This is a genomic window from Kocuria sp. LUK, assembly GCF_021012935.1.
Classification (GTDB): Bacteria; Actinomycetota; Actinomycetes; order Actinomycetales; family Micrococcaceae; genus Kocuria; species Kocuria flava.
Genome location: NZ_JAJMZI010000002.1, coordinates 128,442 through 147,841 on the forward strand (window position 1 = coordinate 128,442; position 19,400 = coordinate 147,841).

General features: G+C 74.9%; 15 protein-coding genes. 8 read left to right on the forward strand and 7 right to left on the reverse strand.

Going from position 1 to position 19,400, the window contains the following annotated elements; translation table 11 throughout:
* Positions 1–11: 11 nt before the first annotated feature.
* The 6 genes from LQU92_RS03410 (at position 12) to LQU92_RS03435 (ending at position 6,573) form a co-directional block, all read left to right on the forward strand.
* A complete protein-coding gene (locus LQU92_RS03410; RefSeq protein ID WP_230660996.1) occupies positions 12–1,799 on the forward strand; it encodes an ATP-binding protein in 1,788 nt (595 codons plus the stop codon).
* The gene (locus LQU92_RS03415; RefSeq protein ID WP_058857495.1) at positions 1,796–2,455 is read left to right on the forward strand and encodes a response regulator; all 660 of its coding nucleotides are present in this window, start codon (positions 1,796–1,798) and stop codon (positions 2,453–2,455) included. Before LQU92_RS03410 ends, LQU92_RS03415 begins: the two co-directional genes overlap by 4 nt.
* 105 nt (positions 2,456–2,560) lie before the next feature.
* Positions 2,561–3,442 carry a serine hydrolase gene (locus tag LQU92_RS03420; RefSeq protein ID WP_230661000.1) on the forward strand — a complete coding sequence of 294 codons (882 nt, stop codon included), beginning with the start codon at positions 2,561–2,563 and terminating at the stop codon, positions 3,440–3,442.
* Positions 3,443–3,503: 61 nt separating this feature from the next.
* On the forward strand, positions 3,504–4,031 hold the full coding sequence (locus LQU92_RS03425; protein WP_230778635.1) for an RNA polymerase sigma factor: 528 nt from the start codon (positions 3,504–3,506) through the stop codon (positions 4,029–4,031).
* On the forward strand, positions 4,028–4,669 hold the full coding sequence (locus tag LQU92_RS03430; RefSeq protein WP_374229627.1) for a methylated-DNA--[protein]-cysteine S-methyltransferase: 642 nt from the start codon (positions 4,028–4,030) through the stop codon (positions 4,667–4,669). The genes LQU92_RS03425 and LQU92_RS03430 overlap by 4 nt, the downstream gene beginning before the upstream one ends.
* Positions 4,670–4,788: 119 nt before the next feature.
* Positions 4,789–6,573: an N-acetylglutaminylglutamine amidotransferase gene (locus LQU92_RS03435; protein ID WP_230661016.1), complete on the forward strand. Its 1,785-nt coding sequence runs from the start codon at positions 4,789–4,791 to the stop codon at positions 6,571–6,573.
* A gap of 84 nt (positions 6,574–6,657) precedes the next feature.
* On the opposite strand, the gene LQU92_RS03440 is transcribed toward LQU92_RS03435, so the two are convergent.
* The 3 genes from LQU92_RS03440 to LQU92_RS03450 all read right to left on the reverse strand — a co-directional run bounded on the left by LQU92_RS03440 (position 6,658) and on the right by LQU92_RS03450 (position 11,543).
* Positions 6,658–9,231 carry an MMPL family transporter gene (locus tag LQU92_RS03440; protein WP_230661033.1) on the reverse strand — a complete coding sequence of 858 codons (2,574 nt, stop codon included), beginning with the start codon at positions 9,229–9,231 and terminating at the stop codon, positions 6,658–6,660.
* Between the two features lie 178 nt (positions 9,232–9,409).
* Positions 9,410–10,147, reverse strand: a complete 738-nt coding sequence (locus LQU92_RS03445; RefSeq protein WP_230661036.1) for a TetR/AcrR family transcriptional regulator — start codon at positions 10,145–10,147, stop codon at positions 9,410–9,412.
* A 310-nt stretch (positions 10,148–10,457) separates the two neighbouring features.
* The gene (locus LQU92_RS03450) at positions 10,458–11,543 is read right to left on the reverse strand and encodes an SDR family oxidoreductase (RefSeq protein ID WP_230661038.1); all 1,086 of its coding nucleotides are present in this window, start codon (positions 11,541–11,543) and stop codon (positions 10,458–10,460) included.
* Between the two features lie 208 nt (positions 11,544–11,751).
* On the opposite strand from LQU92_RS03450, the gene LQU92_RS03455 reads away from it, so the two are divergent.
* The gene (locus tag LQU92_RS03455; RefSeq protein ID WP_230661040.1) at positions 11,752–12,165 is read left to right on the forward strand and encodes a hypothetical protein; all 414 of its coding nucleotides are present in this window, start codon (positions 11,752–11,754) and stop codon (positions 12,163–12,165) included.
* Between the two features lie 201 nt (positions 12,166–12,366).
* Here the strand turns inward: LQU92_RS03455 and LQU92_RS03460 are convergent, their stop codons facing one another.
* The 4 genes from LQU92_RS03460 to LQU92_RS03475 form a co-directional block, all read right to left on the reverse strand.
* Positions 12,367–13,344, reverse strand: coding sequence for a helix-turn-helix domain-containing protein (locus LQU92_RS03460; RefSeq protein WP_230661042.1), 978 nt, complete (start codon positions 13,342–13,344; stop codon positions 12,367–12,369).
* 79 nt (positions 13,345–13,423) lie between these two features.
* Positions 13,424–13,834, reverse strand: a complete 411-nt coding sequence (locus LQU92_RS03465; protein ID WP_230661045.1) for a hypothetical protein — start codon at positions 13,832–13,834, stop codon at positions 13,424–13,426.
* Positions 13,835–14,031: 197 nt separating this feature from the next.
* Entirely contained in the window at positions 14,032–15,639 is a 1,608-nt protein-coding gene (locus LQU92_RS03470) for an APC family permease (protein WP_230661047.1), read from the reverse strand.
* Positions 15,640–15,642: 3 nt separating this feature from the next.
* Positions 15,643–17,706: a primary-amine oxidase gene (locus tag LQU92_RS03475; RefSeq protein WP_230661050.1), complete on the reverse strand. Its 2,064-nt coding sequence runs from the start codon at positions 17,704–17,706 to the stop codon at positions 15,643–15,645.
* A 400-nt stretch (positions 17,707–18,106) separates the two neighbouring features.
* On the opposite strand from LQU92_RS03475, the gene LQU92_RS03480 reads away from it, so the two are divergent.
* Positions 18,107–19,282 carry a zinc-dependent alcohol dehydrogenase gene (locus LQU92_RS03480; protein WP_230661053.1) on the forward strand — a complete coding sequence of 392 codons (1,176 nt, stop codon included), beginning with the start codon at positions 18,107–18,109 and terminating at the stop codon, positions 19,280–19,282.
* Positions 19,283–19,400: the final 118 nt, after the last annotated feature.

Here is a 19,400-nt window from a genome sequence, read left to right on the forward strand (position 1 = left end):
AGGAGGCGAGGATGCACCCACGGCGCCGCCCGGCCCTGGACTTCGGCCGCCAGACCCTGCTGCTGCAGCTGGCGACCGTGCTGCTCGCCGTGCTCGTGACCACCGGGGTGCACGCCTGGCTGACCTACCAGCTCGCGGGCGAGGAGGCCGAGCAGCGGGCCCTCGCCGTCGCCCGCACGGTCGCCGCCGCCGACGCCGTGCGCGCGGAGGTCGCCCGCCTCGACGCCGCCGACGCCGCGGGCACGCCCCCGGAGGAGCTGGCCCGCGGCCCGCTGCCGGCCCACGCCGAGGCGGTGCGCGAGCGCACCGGGGCGCTGTTCGTGGTGGTCACCGACGGCGAGGGCACCCGCCTGACCCACCCCGACCGGGACCTGATCGGGCTGCCCGTGAGCACCGACCCCGTCGCGGCCCGCGAGGGCGTGGAGGCCACCGACCAGGAGCGCGGCACCCTCGGGCTCTCCGCCCGCGCCAAGGTCCCGGTGCGCGCCCCCGGCGCCGAGACGGTCGTGGGGCAGGTCAGCGTGGGCTTCGGCGTGCGCGGCATCCGCGAGAACCTGCGCGACGACGTCGAGCTGATCGTCCTCACCGCCGCCGTGGCCCTCGCCGTGGGCGCGGCCGCGTCCTGGCTGCTGAGCCGCCGGCTGCGCCGGCTCACCCTGGGCCTGGAGCCCGAGGAGATCACCGAGCTCGTCCTCGACCAGGAGGCGGTGCTGCGCGGGGTCGACGACGGCGTGGTCGGGGTCGCCGCCGACGGGCGGCTCACCGTGGTCAACGCCGAGGCCCGCACCCTGCTGGGCCTCGACCCCGCGGCCGAGCTCGCCGGCACCCCGCTCGCGCGGGCCGGGCTACCGACCGTCGTGGTGCGGCTCGCGGCCGAGGCCTCCGCCGCCCCGCACGCCGAGACCCCCGCCGTGGAGGAGGTCGTGGGCACCCGCGTGCTGATCCTCTCCGCCCGCGCCGTGCGCGGGACCGGCCCCGGCGCCCCGGACCTGGGCACGGTCGTGACGGTGCGCGACCGCACCCAGCTGCAGGACCTCACCAAGCAGCTCGAGGCCGTCAGCGCCATGACCGGGGCGCTGCGGGCCCAGCGCCACGAGTTCGCCAACCGGCTGCACACCGTCTTCGGGCTGCTGAGCACCGGCCGCCACGACGAGGCCGAGGAGTACGTGGGCGGGCTGCTGGCCGCCGACCCCGAGCGCTTCCCCGCCGAGCAGACCGAGGCCCTCGGCGACCCGTTCCTGCAGGCCTTCGTGGGCGCCAAGGCCGTCGAGGCCGCCGAGCGGGGCGTGCAGCTGCGGATCGGCCCCGAGACCCTCGTCCGCGGACGGGTCGCGGACCCCCACGACGTCGCCACCGTGCTGGGCAACCTCGTCGACAACGCGGTGCGCGCCGCCGTGCACGGCTCCGCCCCCGGGCGCTGGGTCGAGGTCGAGGCCCTCGACGAGCGCACGGACGCCGGCGGCACCCTGCACCTGGTGGTCGCCGACTCGGGGGACGGCACCGCCCACCCCGAGCAGGTCTTCGAGGAGGGCTTCTCCACCGCCGCCGCCGCTCCGCTGGACGCCCACGGGCAGGGCCTCGGGCTGTTCCTGTGCCGCCGCCTGGCCGAGGCCCGCGGCGGGTCCGTGTGGCTGGCCGACCCCGGCCGCCCCGGCGGGCCCGGCGCCGTGTTCTGCGCCCGCCTGCCCGGCACCGTCGCACCCCCGGAGCCCGGGGGCGGGAACGGGGACGGGGCGTCCGGCTACCATGCCGACGGGGCCGCGGCCGCGGCCCGGACCCAGGACCCGGGGGCGGAATGAGCGAGGACCTGCGCGTGCTGATCGTCGACGACGACTTCCACGTGGCCAAGCTGCACGCCGGCTACGTCGACGCCGTCCCGGGCTTCACCGCCCTGCGCCCGGTCGGCACCGCCGAGGCGGCCCTGCGGGCCGTGCGCACCCAGCACCCCGACCTCGTGCTCCTCGACGTCTACCTGCCCGATGCCCTGGGCCTGGACCTCATGCGCAGCCTCGACGTCGACGTCCTCGTGCTCACCGCCGCCGCCGAGGCCTCGGCCGTGCGCCGGGCGCTGCGCCGCGGCGCGGTCGGCTACCTCCTCAAGCCCTTCGGCGCCGAGGAGCTCGCCCAGCGGCTGCGCGCCTACGCCCGGTACCGGCGGATGCTCGCCGGGGACCGCACGGTCGACCAGGACACGATCGAGCGGGCCGTGCGCACGCTGCGCCTGCCCCAGGCCGCCGGACCCAGCCGCACCCGCTCGGCCACCGAGACCGCGGTGCTCCAGGCGCTCGCGGCGGGCGGCCAGCACTCCGCCGCGGCGGTCGCCGAGCAGGTGGGCGTCTCACGGGCGACCGCCCAGCGCTACCTCTCCGCGCTCGTGGACGAGGGCGTGGTCGAGATGCACCTGCGCTACGGCAGCACGGGCCGCCCCGAGCACCGCTACGGGGTGCCCGGCTGAGCGCGGCGCCGCGCCCGCTGTCCCCACATCGGCGGCTGGCGGGCCCGCCCCCGGCGGAGCAGGGTGGAGGGCGAGCCCGCCCCCGCCCCCGATCGGAGCCGCCCCGTGCCCGCACGACGACGCCCGCGCCCGCCCCGGCCCCTCCACCCCGGCCGGGCGGCCATGGCCCTGACGGTCCTGGCGCTGCTGCTGCTCGGCGGGTGCGCGGCCGAGCCGGGCGTGAGCTCCCTGCGGACCGCGGACACCGCGGTGACGGCGGCGGACCCCGGCCACGAGGCGGCGGTCGAGGACCTCGCCGCCGGGGTGCCCGGCGAACTGGGCCTGGTGGTCCTGGACCCGGACGGGCGGCCGGTCGTCACCCGCGCCGCCGAGCGGTCCTTCACGAGCGCGAGCCTGTACAAGCTCTTCGTCGCCCACGCCGTGCTCGAGCGGGTGGACCGCGGCGAGGCGGCCCTGACGGACCCCGTCCCCGGCACCGCCCTGACCGTGGCGCAGGCCCTCGACGCGATGATCACGTGGTCGGACAACGCCTCCGGGGCCGCCCTCGGCGGGCAGCTGGGGTGGGACGCGCTCGAGGACTCCGCCCGGGCGCACGGCTTCACCACGACGACCTTCGACCCGGGCACCGGCGAGGACGGGGTCGTGGCCATGACCACCACCCCGGACGACGTCGCCGACCTGCTCGAGCGGCTGCGCCGCGGCCGGCTGCTCTCCCCGGCCTCGACCGAGCTGTTCCTGGGCCTGCTGCGCGACCAGCACCTCGACTACGCCCTGTCCTCGGGGCTGTCCACGGGCACGGAGTTCGCGCACAAGACGGGCCTGCTCGAGGACGTCTCCCACGACGCCGGGCTGCTGCGCACCGGCGGGCGGGAGCACGTCGTCGTCGTGCTCACCGACGGCTGGGACGGCTTCGAGGCCTCCCGGCCCTGGTTCCGGCAGGCCGGCCCGGTGATCGAGGACCTGCTGGGCCCGGCCCCCGGGGCGTGAGCCCCGTCCCCGGCCGGCGGGGGCACCTCACGTTCGGGCCCGCCGCGGCGTCTTCCCGGTGATGGAGACCAAAGAGCCCTTCGAGACGGTGGTGGCCCGCCACGGCGCGACGGTGTGGCGGGTGTGCCGGGCCGTGCTGCCCGGTCCCGCCGACGCCGAGGACGCGTGGTCGGAGACGTTCCTGGCGGCCCTGCGCGCCTGGCCGGAGCTGCCGGCCTCGGCGAACGTGCAGGCGTGGCTGGTGACGATCGCCCACCGCAAGGCCCTCGACGTCGTGCGGGCCCGCGGCCGCGCGGCCGTGCCGGTCGACACGCTGCCCGAGCGGCCCGCCCCGGCCGCGGCGGAGCCCGAGGACGCCGCCGCGCTGTGGGCGGCGGTGGCGGCCCTGCCGGAGAAGCAGCGGCGGGTCCTCGCCTACCGCCACCTGGGCGGGCTCTCCTACCGGGAGGTCGCCGGGATCCTCGGCGGCACCCCGGAAGCCGCCCGGCGGGCCGCCGCCGACGGGCTGGCCACCCTCCGCCGCACGCTGGCGGGCACCTGGACCGAGCGTCCCGCACCCCGGGGCGCGCAGGAGGAGACGAGGACATGAGCACGCACCCCCACCACGACGCCCCGGGCACCGGGGACCCGCCGCTCCCGGGCACCCTCGTGCCGGAGGACGTCCCGGACGCGGCGGTGCTGGCCCGGATGCACCGGCGCCTCGAGCGGCGGGCCGCCGCGGAGGACCTGCTGGACGTGGCCGTCACGACCGTGGACTCCCCGGTCGGGCCGCTGCTGCTCGCGGCCACGCCCCGCGGACTCGTGCGGGTCGCCTACGCCCGCGAGGACCACGACCGGGTGCTGCAGGAGCTGGCCGACCGCCTCGGCCCGCGCGTCCTCACCGCCCCCGAGGCCCTGGCACCGGCCGCGGCGCAGCTGCGCGAGTACTTCGCCGGGGAGCGCACGGCCTTCGACCTGCCCCTGGACCGCTCCCTCTCCCACGGCTTCCGCCGGCTCGTCCAGGAGCGCCTGCCCGGGATCGGCTACGGGCGCACCACGAGCTACGGGGAGCTGGCCCGCGCGCTGGGCCGGCCGGGGGCGAGCCGGGCCGTGGGCACGGCGTGCGCCACGAACCCGCTGCCCGTGGTCGTCCCGTGCCACCGGGTGCTGCGCGCCGACGGCAGTCCCGGCGGCTACGTCGGCGGCCTCGAGGCCAAGGCGGCGCTGCTCGCCCTCGAGGCCGCCTGAACCGGCCCGGGACCCGACTGTGACGTGCCCGTCACGCCCGGCCCCTAGACTGGAAGGATGCTGACACCCCGTGGAGAACCCCACCCCTCCTCCCTGCCCGGGAACGGGGGTGAGCGCTGATGTGCGGCATCGCCGGTGAGCTCCGCTTCGACGGCCGGGCCGCCGACCCCGGCACGATCCACCGGATGACCTGCGCCCAGTCGGGCCGCGGCCCGGACGGCTCCGGGGCGTGGGCCCAGGGGCCGGTGGCGATGGGCCACTGCCGGCTGAAGATCGTCGACCTCAGTCCCTCCGGCGGGCAGCCGATGGTCGACTCCCGGCTGGGGCTGTCGATCGTGTTCAACGGGATGATCTACAACTACCGCCGGCTGCGCGAGGAGCTGCGCGGGATGGGCTACGAGTTCTTCTCGACCTCGGACACCGAGGTCGCGCTGAAGGCCTACCACCGCTGGGGCCGGGAGTGCGTCTACCACTTCCACGGCATGTTCGCCTTCGCGATCACCGAGCACACCAGCGGGCGCACGGTGCTGGCCCGCGACCGGCTGGGCATCAAGCCGATGTACGTCGACCACTCCCGGGAACGGCTGCGCTTCGCCTCGACGGTCCAGGCGCTGCTGGCGGCCGGGGACGTCGACACCTCGATCGACCGCACCGCCCTGTCCTACTACCTCACGTTCCACTCGGTGGTCCCGGCCCCGCGCACGATCCTCAAGGGCGTGCGCAAGATGCCGCCGGCCACCGTGCGCACGATCGAGCCGGACGGCTCGGCCTCCGACCTCGAGTACTGGAACCCGCAGTTCACCCGCGACGAGGACCGCTCCGGGTGGTCCGAGCGGGACTGGCAGGACGGGCTCGTCGAGAAGCTGCGCACCGCGGTGAAGCGGCGCATGGTCGCGGACGTGCCCGTGGGCGTGCTGCTGTCCGGCGGGATCGACTCCAGCCTCGTCGTCGCCCTCCTGGCGGAGAGCGGGCAGGAGGACCTGCGGACCTTCAGCATCGGCTTCGAGTCCCGCGGCGAGGAGGCCGGGGACGAGTTCGAGTTCTCCTCCCTCGTGGCCCGCCGCTTCGGCACCGACCACCACCAGATCGCGATCGACGACGCCCGCCTGGTGCCCGCGATCGACCGCACCGTCGCGGCGATGAGCGAGCCGATGATCAGCCACGACTGCGTGGCGTTCTACCTGCTCAGCGAGGAGGTCTCCCAGCACGTCAAGGTCGTCCAGTCCGGCCAGGGCGCCGACGAGGTCCTCGGCGGCTACCACTGGTACCCGCCGCTGGCCGACGTGGCCCGCGACGACGCCCGGCAGACCTACGCGGACGCGTTCTTCGACCGGCCGTGGTCGCGGCTCGCGAAGGTGCTCTCCCCCGAGTGGATGGCCACCCACGACGCCCCGACCGCGTTCATCGAGCGCCACTTCGGCCGCCCCGGCGCCGAGACCGCGGTGGACGCGGCGCTGCGCACCGACTCGACGGTCATGCTCGTGGACGACCCGGTCAAGCGCGTGGACAACATGACCATGGCCTGGGGCCTCGAGGCGCGCGTGCCGTTCCTCGACCACGAGCTCGTGGAGTTCGCCGGGCGCATCCCGCCGGAGCTCAAGCTCGCCGACGGCGGCAAGGGCGTGCTCAAGCGCGCGGCGCGCGGGATCGTCCCGGACGAGGTGATCGACCGGAAGAAGGGCTACTTCCCCGTCCCGGCGATCCGCACCCTCGAGGGCGGCACGCTCGACCGGGTCGAGGCGGCCCTGACCGACCCGGCGGCGGTGCGGCGCGGGCTGTACAACTCCGAGGTCGTGGAGTCCCTGCTCGCGGACCCCAACACGCACCACACGCCGCTGCGCTCGAACGTGCTGTGGCAGCTGGGCCTGCTGGAGATGTGGCTGCAGACGAACGGCATCGGCTGAGTCCACCCCGCGACGACGACGGCGCGCCCGCCACCTGCTGCCGGGTGGCGGGCGCGCCGTCGTCGGGAGGGGAGCCCGGTGCGCTCAGTCCCGGCGCCCGGCGCCGACCAGCTCGGGCTCGGCGTCCGGGCCGGGCCCGGTGCCGCCCCAGCCGTCGGCGGTCCCGCCCGGGCCGTCCCCGGCCGGATCGTCCCCCGCGGCCGGCTCCCCCGCCTCGCGGCGCAGGGACTCGCCCTCGACGTCGACGTCCGGCAGGATCCGGTCCAGCCAGCGCGGCAGCCACCACGCCCGGTCCCCGAGCAGGTGCATGGTCGCGGGGATCAGCATCATGCGCACCACGAAGGCGTCGACGAGCACCCCGAAGGCGAGGCCGAAGCCCATGGGCCGGATCATCGCCATGTGGGAGAAGACGAAGCCGGCGAACACGGAGATCATGATGATCGCCGCGGCCGTGACCACGGCCCGGCCCGCGGTGAGCCCCTCCTGGACGGCGGCGCGGGCGGAGCGCCCGTGCACGAAGGCCTCGCGCATCCCCGAGACCAGGAACAGCTGGTAGTCCATGGCCAGGCCGAAGAGCACGCCCACGAGGATGGTCGGCAGGAAGCTCAGCACCGGCCCCGGCGCGTGCACGCCGAAGAGCCCGCCGAGCCAGCCCCACTGGTAGATCGCCACGACCGCGCCGAAGGCCGCGAAGAGGGAGAGCATGAACCCGGCGGTGGCCACGACCGGCACGAGCACGGAGCGGAAGACCAGCACCAGCAGCACGAGCGAGAGCCCGATCACCACGGTCAGGTACAGCGGCAGCGCGTCGGCCAGCAGCTGGGAGACGTCGATGTTGCCGCCGGTCTGACCGGTGACCCCGATCCGCACGCCCTGCTCGTCCTCCAGCTGCGGGGACAGGGCCCGCAGGTCGTTGACCAGCTGCTCGGTGGACTCGGCGGCGGGGCCGTCGGCGGGCACCACCTGGAACACCACGGTCCCGCTGTCCTCCGAGAGCCCGGCCGGGACCACGGAGACGACGTCGTCCTCGGCCATGAGCGCCTCGCCCACGTCCACCTGCAGCGCGGCGGCCTCGTCCGCGTCCGTGCCCTCGGGCAGGTCGGCGACCACGAGCAGCGGGCCGTTGGCGCCGGCGCCGAACTTCTCCTCGATGACCTGGTAGGTGCGGTACTGGGTGGAGTCCTCCGGCTCGGAGGAGGCGTCCGGCAGGCCCAGGCGCATCGAGGCCGCCGGCAGCGCGACGAGCACGAGGGCGAGCACACCGACCACGAGCGTGACCACCGGGTGGCGGGTGGCCACCCCGGGACGGGGCTCGCCCAGGTGCGCGGGGCGCCGGGCCGCCCGGGCCCGCGCCCGCGCGGAGAGCAGGCGCTGCCCGACCAGCGACAGCAGCGCGGGGGTGAGGGTCACGGCGATGAGCACGGCCACGGCCACGCAGACCGCGGCGGCGGTGCCCATCACGCCCAGGAAGGGGATGCCGGTGACGTTGAGCGCGGCCAGGGCGATGATCACGGTCAGGCCCGCGAAGACCACGGCGTTGCCGGAGGTGCCGGTGGCCAGCCCGATCGAGCGGTGCAGCCCGGTGCCGGCCAGCAGCTGCTGGCGGTGGCGGTTGAGGATGAACAGGGAGTAGTCGATGCCCACGGCCAGCCCGAGCATCACGCCCAGCATCGGGGTCACCGACATCATGTCCACGGCCCCGGAGAAGGACAGCACGCCGAGGGCGCCGATCGCCACGCCGGTGAGCGCCATGAGGATGGGCAGGCCCGCGGCCACGAGGGTGCCGAGCATGAACAGCAGCACGATCCCGGCGATGACCACGCCGATGACCTCGGCCGGGCCGAAGAGCTGGGAGATGTCCTGGGCGATCTCCAGGGAGTAGTCCACCTGCACGCCGTCGAGCTCGGCGCCGTCGACGGCGTCCTGCAGCGCCTGCTTGTCCTCGGCGGTGACCGCCTGCTGCTCCTCGGTGAAGGTGACCACGGCCATGGCCGCGGTGCCGTCCCGGGAGACCGTGCGGGTCTCCTCGGCCAGGGCGAGCAGCCGCTCGCCCCGGTCCAGCTCGGGCAGGCCCGCGGCGAGCTGCTCACGGTTGCGCTCGAGCTCGGCACGGCCCTCGTCGAGGGTCTCCTGCTGCTCGTCGAGGCGGTCCTCCACCCGGTCCAGGGCACCGGCGCGCTCGGCCTGCTCACGGGCGTCGTCGAGCTCGGCCTGCCCCTCGTCGAGGGTCTCCTCGGCCGCTTCCAGCCGCTCCTGCCCCTCGGCGGCCCGGGCGCGCCCGTCCTCGAGCTGCTGCCGCTGGTCCTCCCGCTGCTCCTGCGCGGTGAAGGGGTCGAGCACGGCGTCGACGCCCGGGGACTCCTCGGCCGCGGCGAGGGCGTCGCCGACCTGCGCGCGCTGCGCGGCGGTGAAGGGCTCGCCGTCCTCGGTGGTGAACACGATCCGGCCCGTGCCGTGCCCGGCGTCGGGCAGCTCGGTCTGCAGCCGGTCGGCGAGGCGCTGGGTCTCGGTGCCGGGCACGGTGATGGCGTTGGTCAGCTGGCCGCCGAAGGCCGCGAAGGCCCCGCCGGCGAGGAGCAGGACCGCAGCCCAGGCCGCGACCACGGCCCAGGCGCGGCGGGCGGCGAAGCGCCCGAGTCGGTACAGCAGGTGTGCCATGTCTCTTCTTCTGTTCGTCTGTGTCGGGTCGGTCGGCCCGGGGCCTCGGCGAGGGGCCCGGGCGGGGTGCTCCCGGAGCGGGGTGGTCCCGGGTCGGGGTGCACCAGGAGCCGGAGTGCTCGGGGCGGTGCTGCCCGAGGGGTCGATGCTCCAGGGGCAGCGGTGGTTGCGGGGCGGATCAGGGGCGGGGCGCCTCCGGAGCGGGCGTCCCGGTACCGGGCGCCTCGGTACCGGGCGTCCCGGCGCCAGGGGCCGGGTCGGCGAAGCCGTGGCGCAGCCGCTCCACGGCCTCGCGCAGCACCCGCAGCCACGTGCTGCGGCTCGCGGGGGTGTCCACCGCGCCGGTCTCCTCGGCCCACTGCTGGAACGCGACGGCCAGGGCGTGCAGCAGCAGGGTCGCGAGCAGGTCCACGGTGAACGTGGGGGCCTCGGGCACGCGGTCGGTGATCTCGGCGGCCAGCCGGGCGGTGAGGGTCTCGATCACCTCGTGCGACCACACCGCGGTGGTCGGGCTGTTCTCGCTCGCGCCCATGAGCCGGGCGATGTGGCACATGGCGGGGACGAGCTCGGTGCGCTCGATGACGTCGGCCAGCTGCTCGAGCACGGCGCCGATGCTCGGCTCGACCGGCGGCGGTGTGGCCTCCACGACGCGCGCGAAGTTGTCGACGAAGACCCCGAGCAGCTCGCTGAAGCGGGCGTGGACGGCGTCGTCGGCGGCAGCGAAGTGGTTGAAGATCGTCCGCCGGGACACGCCGGCCCGGTCGGCGAGGTCGGTGACGGTGAACCCGCCCAGCCCCCGCTCCTCGGCCAGGGCCGCCGCGGCGTCGATGATGGCGCGGCGGTTGTGGTACTTCACCGCCTCGCGCCGGTCGTGCGGCGGGCGGTCCGGTGCGGGCTCGGCGGGCAGGATCGTCACGGGTGCTTACACTACGTGCAACGGTGCACGGAGTGCAAAGATGCACGTGGTGCAGTCAGTTCCTCCCGGCGCGCTGCCCGTCGTCGTCGGGCCCCGCGTCGCCTCCGACCGGCTCCGGGCCGGGCTCGGCACCCGCACGACGTCGACCCGGCGCCCTCCCGACCACCTCCCCGGCCACCTCCCGGCCCCCGGGCCCTGTCGGCCGGGCGCCGGGCACGCCGGTCGGGCGCCGGTCGGGCGCCGGGTGCCGGGCACGCCGGTCGGGTGCCGGGCGTGCCGGTCGGGTGCCGGGCGTGCCGGTCGGCGGCCGTCAGGGGATGACGTGCTCGGCCCGGTAGCGGTCGAACAGGGCGGTGAAGCAGTCCTGGGTCCGCCGGTAGCCCGTGAAGCCGGCGAGCCGGCTGCGGCTCATGTCGGCGAGCACCTCGATCGGGCGGCCGAGGTCGGCATCGGTGTGCCACCACGAGGCCACGCGGGCGAGGTCGGGCTCGACCAGCCCGTGCCGCTCGGCGATCCGCGCCCAGACGTCCTCCGTGCCGCGCATCTGCTCCTCGAGCGGCCGCGGGGCGCCCCGGTACCCTTCCCACTCGAGCCCGAAGTACCCGGCCAGGGCGGGCCACATCCTCCGCCACCGGAACACGTCGCCGTCGACCACGTTGTAGGCGGCGTTGCCCGCGGTCTCCGTCGTGGCCGCCCAGACCATGTGCTCGGCCAGCAGCGGGCCGTCGGTCATGTCGGTGAGGCTGTTCCACTGGACCTCGGAGCCGGGGAAGACGAAGCGGCGTCCGGTCTCCCGGCAGATCGCGGCCTGGACGGCCAGCGTCAGCCCCATGTTCATGGCGTTGCCCACCGCGTGGCCGATCACCGTGTGCGCCCGGTGCACGGACCAGCGGAAGCCCTGCCGGTCCGCGGCCGCCCACAGCTCGTCCTCCTGGGCGTAGTAGAAGTTGTCCACCGGCAGCCGCGGCTCGTCCTCGAGGAACGGGGTGTCGGGCATCTCGCCCCGGCCGTAGGCCTCGAAGGGACCGAGGTAGTGCTTCAGCCCCGTCATCAGCGCCACGTGCTCGACGGGCGCGTGCTCGAGCGCGGCGAGCAGGTGGCGCAGCATCCCGGCGTTGACCTCGATGTTCTGCGCCTCCGTGTCCTGGCGCGACCAGGCGGTGAAGAACACGTGCGTGGGCCGCTCCCCGGCCAGGGCCGTGGCCAGGTCCTCGGGGGAGCGGAGGTCGGCGCCGATGTGCCGCGCGGAGCTGCCGGGCACGGGGGTGCGGGAGAGCGCGAGCACCTCCCAGCCCGGGGTGGCGGTGAGCTGCTCGACGACCGCGGAGCCGGCGATGCCGCTGGCACCGACGACCAGGGCGGTGCGGCGCGGGGACTGTGCTGTGCGGGGTTCCATGTCCGCCACTGTGCCACGCGGCCCGCAGCACCGGGAACGTCGCCCACCCGGCCGGCGCCCCTGTCCCCCGGGTCACGGGAGGGTCACGATCCGCGGTGAGACCCCGGCGAACCCCCGGGATCGCTGGCGATCCGCCGATCAGCATGCGTACGGTCGCCACCGGCCCCCGGAACCGGCCGGGCGCCGCACGACGAACGAGGAGACCACCATGCGCCGCCTTCCCCGCACCACCGCCGCCGCTGCCGCCGCCCTCCTGCTCGCGGGCACCGTGGCGGGCTGCGCCGAGGAGACCGAGTTGACCCAGGCCGACCAGTCCGGGGTGCCCACCGAGGAGCTCGTCGGGGAGACCATGACCCTCACCGGGGAGGTACAGGCGGTCCTGGCGCACCAGGTGATCGCCATCGGCGCCGAGGACACGCTGGTGATGGCCGAGCAGCTGCCGGAGGGCATCATGGTCGGCGACGAGGTCGAGGCCACCGGCAGGGTCGAGGAGCGCGACGTCTTCACGGTCGACGACTTCGAGTCCCTGCAGGCGGTCACCGACCAGGAGACCGCGCAGCTCTACGTCGACCGCGGCGAGGAGCCGATCCTCGTCGACGCCACCGTCACCGCTGCCGACTGATCCCGTCCGGGACAGTCCGGCCCGGGCCCGCATCCGGCTCCTGGCCCGGGCCCAGCTCCTGCTCCGGGTCGGATTCCGGTCCTGGTCCCGACTCCTGGTCCGGACCCGGAACCCGGTCCGCGTCGGATCCCAGTCCTGGTCCTGGTCCCGGGACCGGCCTCGACGCCGGCCCCGACCTCCGGACCCAGTCCCCTCGGCCCCTCACCCCCGGGCAGCGAGCGCCCGGGCGCGGGCCTGCGAGGGCGAGACGCCGTAGGCGGCCTTGAACACGCGGGAGAAGTGCGCGCCGTCGGGGAAGCCCCACCGGGCGCCGACGCGGGCCACCGGGACGGCGGCACTGGCGGGGTCCTCCAGGACCCGGCGGCAGCGCTCGAGGCGGCGGATGCGGATCCACGCCGAGACGGTCGTGCCCTCGTCGCGGAAGAGCTGGTGCAGCCGGCGGACCGAGACGAAGTGAGCCCGGGCGATCGTCGCGGGGCCGAGGTCGGGGCTGGCCAGGTTGGCCTCGACCCAGTCGTGCACGGCCGCCCGCAGCCGGTCCTTCTCGTGGCGGGAGGCGGCGACCTGGTCGTCGAGCTCGAGGTTGAAGGAGGTCGTCAGCAGGTCGAGCGCGGAGTTGCCCAGCCGCTGGGCGTTCATCCCGGTCAGGGCGTCCATGTGGTCGGCCATCGACGCAAGGAAGGACGCCACCATGTCGTGGACTCCGCCCTCGGGCCCGAGCCGGCAGGCCCGCAGCTGCGCGACCGCGGCCGGCGGGAGGTCGAGGACGTGGTGGTCGAACATCAGCACCAGCAGCCGGGACTCCTCCGGGAACTCCAGGCGGTAGGGCTCGGAGGTGTCGTAGAGGGTGAGGTCACCGGGGTTCAGGACGCTGCGCCGGCCGTCCTGCTCGACGACGCAGCGCCCCTCGAGCTGCAGGTTGACCTTGAAGCGCCCCCCACCGGTGTCCGCCGGGCCGGCGGGGACGCGCTCGACCGCGTGCGGCGCGAACCGCAGGTGCGAGACGTGCAGGTTGCCCGCCTCCCGGCCCACGAGCCCCGCCCGGAAGGTCCGGGCGGCGCTCGTCGTGCAGCTCAGGGGAACGAAGGAGCGCGAGGTCAGCCGCGACCAGTCCCGGATGGACTCCACGAGCTCAGGGCTCGCGGCGGTCCGGCCCTGTCCCGTCGGCGTCGGCACCATCGAACGATCCCCCCTGTTCGGGCACGGCGCGGGCCACCGGGGTCCGCGCCGTGACCGGCATCACGTGTGGGTCGCCATATTAGACCGGTTGGTAGGTAATGCGCTGAGTGTGTCGCCGGGTCCGGACGACGGCGACGGCCGCCACCGCCAGCTCGACCCCCACCACCAGGAGCATGCCGCCGTGGCCCGCCCCGGAGGCCGCGTCCACCGGGGCTGCTCCCCCGTGGTGGGCGTGGGCGCCGTGCGCCCCGGAGCTCCCGCCCAGCAGCGGGAGGAGCAGCACGTGGCCGAGGGCCATCGCGAGGGCGGTGCCCATGACCATCCGCACCGTGGCGGTGGGGTCGCCGGCCCGGACCAGTCCGGCCAGGCAGGACAGGCACAGCAGCGCCATGACTCCCATGAGCACCGACCACCCGGGCCCGTGGACCCCGGCGAGCGCCATCCGTGCGTGCAGGACCACGGAGGCGGCCACGCCCAGCACGAGCAACACCCGCAAGGGATCGGCCCGGCGGAGACCGGCCCGGCGGCGCTCTTCCGGGCGCGGTGCGTCCGGTCGGCCCCGTCCCCGCAGGAGGTCGACCGGGTGGCGCCGGGCCCCCGACGGCCCGTCGGGCGGGCCCGGGGTCTGCACGGGCCCGCCCGGGGAGCGTCCTGCCCCGAGGGCCCCGCCCGCCGGCTCGAGGGCGGTCATCGCGCGTCCCCGGCCACACCGGCGGCCTCCGGCGCACCGGGCATCCCGGGCCGGGCGGGCCCGTCCGGCCGGCCCGGGTCGCCAGGGGGCGCTCCGGACTCGCCCCCTGCGACGGCACGGCCGGAGCCGACCCCGGCGAACACCTCGGGACGGCGGCGCCGGAGGTGCTCGCCCCAGAGCAGCCCGGCGAGCCCGGTGCCCAGGACGACCGCCGGCACGACGACGGCCAGCGGGCTGGGCCCCTCGGCGCCGATGAGGACGTCGAAGTTCACCAGGACCAGCAGGAACACCGCGCCCAGCCCCACCGCGGACAGCCCCGGCGCGATCCAGCGCACCCAGGCGGAGTGCCCGCCCGGATCCCGCCGGAAGTGCCCGACCACCGCCAGCGAGGTGACGGCCAGGAGGAAGATCAGCCCGAACGCGCCCGCGTTGACCAGCCAGGTGAACAGGGTCAGCACCGGGAAGAGCGGACCGAGCTCGGAGCCCTGCCCGGCGACCACGAAGACCGTCACGAGCACCACGGCCAGGGCGCTCTGGGCGAGCGAGCCGGCGACGGGGGCGTGGTTGCGCCGTCCGACGGCGCCGAGCCACCGCGGGAGCACGCTCTCGCGGCCCAGCGAGAAGAAGTAGCGGGCCACCGCGTTGTGGAAGGCGATGAGGGCGGCCAGCAGGCTCGTGATGAACAGGACCTGGGCGATGTCCGCGAGCAGCACCCCGCCGTGCTCGCCCAGGAACACGAACACCAGGTCCGGTCCGTGCTGCTGGGAGGCGGCCACGATCCCGCTCGGGCCCACGCCCACGGCCAGGGCCCACGCGGAGACGGCGTAGAACACCGAGATGACCGCCACCGCCGTGAAGGTGGCCCGCGGGACGGCACGCGCCGGGTCCTCGGCCTCCTCGCTGTAGATCGCGGCGGACTCGAAGCCCATGAACGCGGCGATGCCGAAGGAGAGCACGGCGCCGATCCCGTGGGTGAGGAACTCGGCGGGCAGCAGCGGCCGGGCGCTGATCCCCTCGGGGGCCACGCCCAGGGAGACCACGTCGACGACGATCACCACGAGGAACTCGAGGGTGACCAGGACCGCGATGACCTTGGCGGAGAGGTCGACCCGGCTCACGCCGAGCAGCCCGACGAGGACGAGCCCGGCGAGGGCCGCCGCCCACCACGGCACCGTGAGGCCCAGGCGTGCCTCCAGGAAGGAGGACAGGACGAAGCCGAAGATCCCGTAGAGCCCGATCTGCATCGCGTTGTAGCTGATGAGCGCGAGCCAGGAGGCCCCGATGCCCTGCCGGGCGCCCAGCCCGTCGGCCACGTAGGCGTAGAAGGCCCCGGCGTTGGTGATCCGCGAGGACATCGCCCCGTAGCCCACGGCGAACAGGGCGAGGACCGCCCCGAGGACGAGGAAACCCAGGGGCACCCCGAGCAGGCCGGTCACGGCGAACGTGGACGGCACGCCGCCGGCCAGGACGGTGAGCGGCGCGGAGGCCGCGATGATGAGGAAGACCAGCGACGGGACGGTCAGCGTCCGGCGCTCCAGGCCCGTGCTCCCGGTGAGGTGCCCGTGCGCGACGGCCCGGTCGCTGCGGTTCACATCGGTGCTCAAGGCTCAGCCCTCGCAGCCGCAGCCGTGGGCGGGGCGGTCGCCGTGGCCGGTGACGGCGTGGGCGTCCTCCGTGGCGGGAGCCGGGTCGGCGGCCCCGACCTCGGTGCCGCAGCACCTCCCGCCGGCGGTGGACCAGTCCGGCAGGTCGAGCGCGGGGTTGCGGTCGAGGAAGCCGTGGGGCTTGAACCAGAAGCCGTAGTAGTCCACGGGCATCACGGGCCAGTCCTCGGTGCGCGGGATGTGGGTGGGCCCGAAGGTGTGCCACAGCACCACGTCGGTGTTCTCGAGCGGGCGGTCCTGGGCCACCCACTCGCCGATGCCCCCGCCGGCGTGCTGGTTCGGGTAGGTGCCCGCGGGGAAGCGCTCGTCCTCGTCGAAGGCGGTGACCCACAGGTGGTGGGTCGCGAAGCGGGCCCGCTTCCAGGCGGAGGAGCCCTCCGCGGCGAGCAGCCGCGGCCCCGGCATCGGGATCAGGTGGTAGGCGGTGGGCTCGCCCACGTGGTTGCGGCGGTTGGGGTTGGTGACGAACCACTTCCGGCCGGTCTCCGGGTCGGCGTCGCGCACACCCTCGGACTCGCGGGTGACGTCGGTGCGCGACCAGGTGAACGCGTTGCCCCACGGGTTCTCCTCACCCATGGGCAGGCGCACCAGGTTCTCCTCCTGCACAAGGTTCGCCAGGCCGTCGACAGCGACGTCGAGCCGGGCGCAGAAGATGTGCTGGTGCACCGGCGCCTGGATGCCGGGGGCGATCTCGTTGGAGTGGCGGTTGGGCCTCCCGGGCTCGCAGGCGCCGGCGAAGACGATGCCGGTGGCCTTGGCCTCCACCTGGATGGAGCCGTCGAGGTAGAAGTACCAGAAGAAGCCGTACTCGTAGTTGCCGATCGTGGCGAAGTAGGAGATCACCAGGCGCCGGGAGCGGCGCACCTGCGGGGCCTCGCCGGGCTCGGTGTGCTTCCAGAGGATCCCGTAGTCCTCCTCGTGCATGCACACGGCGTGGGGGATCTCCATCGGGTGGCCCTCGTCGTCGGCCACGAACGCGTCGAAGTACCGGATGACCCCGAGGCAGTCGCAGCCGAGCTTCAGGGAGTTGGCGTTCTTGCCGAGCAGGTACTCCCCGGCGTCGAAGTAGCTGATCCAGAAGCGGGTGTTCGTGGTGTCGCCGTAGGGCACCACCATCTCCGGCACGGACCCGCGGTAGAGCACCGAGCGGTCCTCGGGCTGCTCCCCGGAGTCGTCGCGGAAGGTGACCTGGTTGAGCACCAGGCCCTCCTGGGCGTTGAAGCCGATGCGCAGCCTCCAGTTCTCCCAGGTGACGTGGGTGCCGTCGACCTCGAAGGACGGGCCCTCGGGCTGGACGATGTCCAGGGGCTTGAGGCTGGTGCGGGCCGGGCCCGTGAACTCGGGGGTGTAGTTGGCGTCGGCCATCGGCACCGGCACGTCGCCGTCGTCCTCGAGCCGGAGCACCTCGCCCGCCGTGAGGTCGACGTGGGCGATGAGCCCCTCGACGGGGTGGCCCCAGGGGTTGTCGCCCTCGAAGCGGCGGTGGAAGGTCAGGGAGCGGATGACCCGCCTGCCCGTCTCGTCCTCCCGCGGGAAGTAGCCCGGGGCCAGCGGGGCCACGAAGCTGTGGGTGGTGTCCTCGATCCCCCGGCGGGCCATGGCGGCCTGCCAGCGCGGGTCGGCCTTGACGATCTCCGCCGCCCGGTCGTACTCCTCGAAGAGGTACTGCGCCTGCCCGTGGGGGTGCTGGTCCGTCGGCAGGGTCTCGATCGAGCGGACCTCCCCGGCGGTCACGGAGACCACCGCCCGCCGGGTCTCGGCCGTGTCCGTGTCCAGCAGCGTGATCTCGAGCGAGCGGTCGAAGTCGTCGTCGCCGTCGGCGTGCCCCAGCACGACGGCCTTCGGCGGCTCGACCGGCATCACACGGGGGAACCGGGTGGCCGCCCGCAGGTGGCCGGCCTCCTCCAGGATCGCCCGGGCGGCGGAGATCTCGGCGGCGGTGAGCATGTCGAGCGGGTGGGTGACCCCCAGCGCGGACGGCGGGGTGGCGAGCGTGGTCTCCTGCATGACGGATCTCCTCGGGTGGTCCGGAAGCGGTGCGGCGGGCCCGGCGGGAACGCTCCCGTCCGAGGCCCGGTGTCGAACAGTGTGGCCGGGGGCACACCCCGGGAAGAGGGTCCCGGGGGTTTCCGGCACCGTTCGTCAACCGGCGTGCGCTCCTGGTCAAGGCGGGCGCGCGCCCCCGGTCCGGCGCACCCTCCGGGAGAGAGACCGGTGCGCGCCGCTCGACAGGTCCGGGGTGCACGCGGGACGAGAGGCCGCCGCGGACTCCCGGGCGGGCCCGCTCCGGAGCGCGACCCTGGCCTCGTGGCGAGACCCGGGAGTAGGATCGGTCGGGACCGAACAGATCAGCAGGCTGACCTTCCGTGCCCGCGCGGCAGGGGGCCGGCCGTGAGAAGGAGGACCGATGAAGGCTCTGACCTGGCAGGGAAAGCGCTCCGTGAGCGTCGAGGAGGTCCCGGACCCGCGGATCCAGGAGCCCACGGACGCGATCGTGCGGATCACCTCGACCGGCATCTGCGGCTCCGACCTGCACCTGTACGAGGTGCTCGGCCCGTTCATGGACAAGGGCGACATCATCGGCCACGAGCCGATGGGCATCGTCGAGGAGGTCGGCCCGGCGGTCACCCACATCACGGCGGGGGACCGCGTGGTGATCCCCTTCAATGTCTCGTGCGGGCACTGCTTCATGTGCAAGCAGGGCCTGCAGTCCCAGTGCGAGACCACCCAGGTGCGGGAGTACAACAGCGGCGCGGCGTTCCTGGGCTACTCCCGGCTCTACGGCTCGGTGCCGGGCGGGCAGGCCGAGTACCTGCGCGTGCCGCACGCCGACTACGGGCCGATCAAGGTGCCGCAGACCGGCGAGGACGAGCGCTACCTGTACCTCTCCGACGTGGTGCCCACCGCCTGGCAGGCCGTGAAGTACGCCGCTCCTCCCGAGGGCGGCTCGCTCGCGGTGCTCGGTCTGGGACCGATCGGTCAGATGTCCGCCCGGATCGGCCGTCACCTGGGCTACCGCGTCATCGCGGTCGACCCGGTCGCCGAGCGGCGGGCCATGGCCGAGCGCCACGGCGTCGAGACGATGGACTCCGCCGGGGACGTCGCCGAGCGGCTGAAGGACCTCACCGACGGGCGCGGCCCGGACGCGGTGGTCGACGCCGTGGGCATGGAGGCGCACGGCTCGCACGTGGCCGGCGCGGCGCACAAGGCGGTCGGCCTGCTGCCGTCGCCGCTGGGCCGCAAGGCCATGGAGACCGCCGGGGTGGACAAGCTCGGGGCCCTCTACACGGCCATCGACGCCGTCCGGCGCGGCGGGACGATCTCCCTCAGCGGCGTGTACGGCGGCATGAAGGACCCGATGCCGATGCTCACGCTGTTCGACAAGCAGATCCAGCTGCGCATGGGCCAGTGCAACGTGCGCTACTGGACCGACGAGCTGCTGCCGCTCGTGGACGACCCCTCCGACCCGCTGGGCGTGCTGGACCTCGCGACCCACCGGGTGCCGCTGGACCGGGCCCCGGAGATGTACGAGACGTTCCAGAAGAAGGCGGACGGCTGCATCAAGGTGGTGCTCAAGCCGTAGTCCCTCTGTCCCCCCACGAGCCCCCTGCCCACACGGACAGGGGGCTCGTGCCTTGGCTCCGACCTGCGCGGATACGTCAGAATCGGACACATCCCCTGCCCGCTCCGGCCCTGCCCTA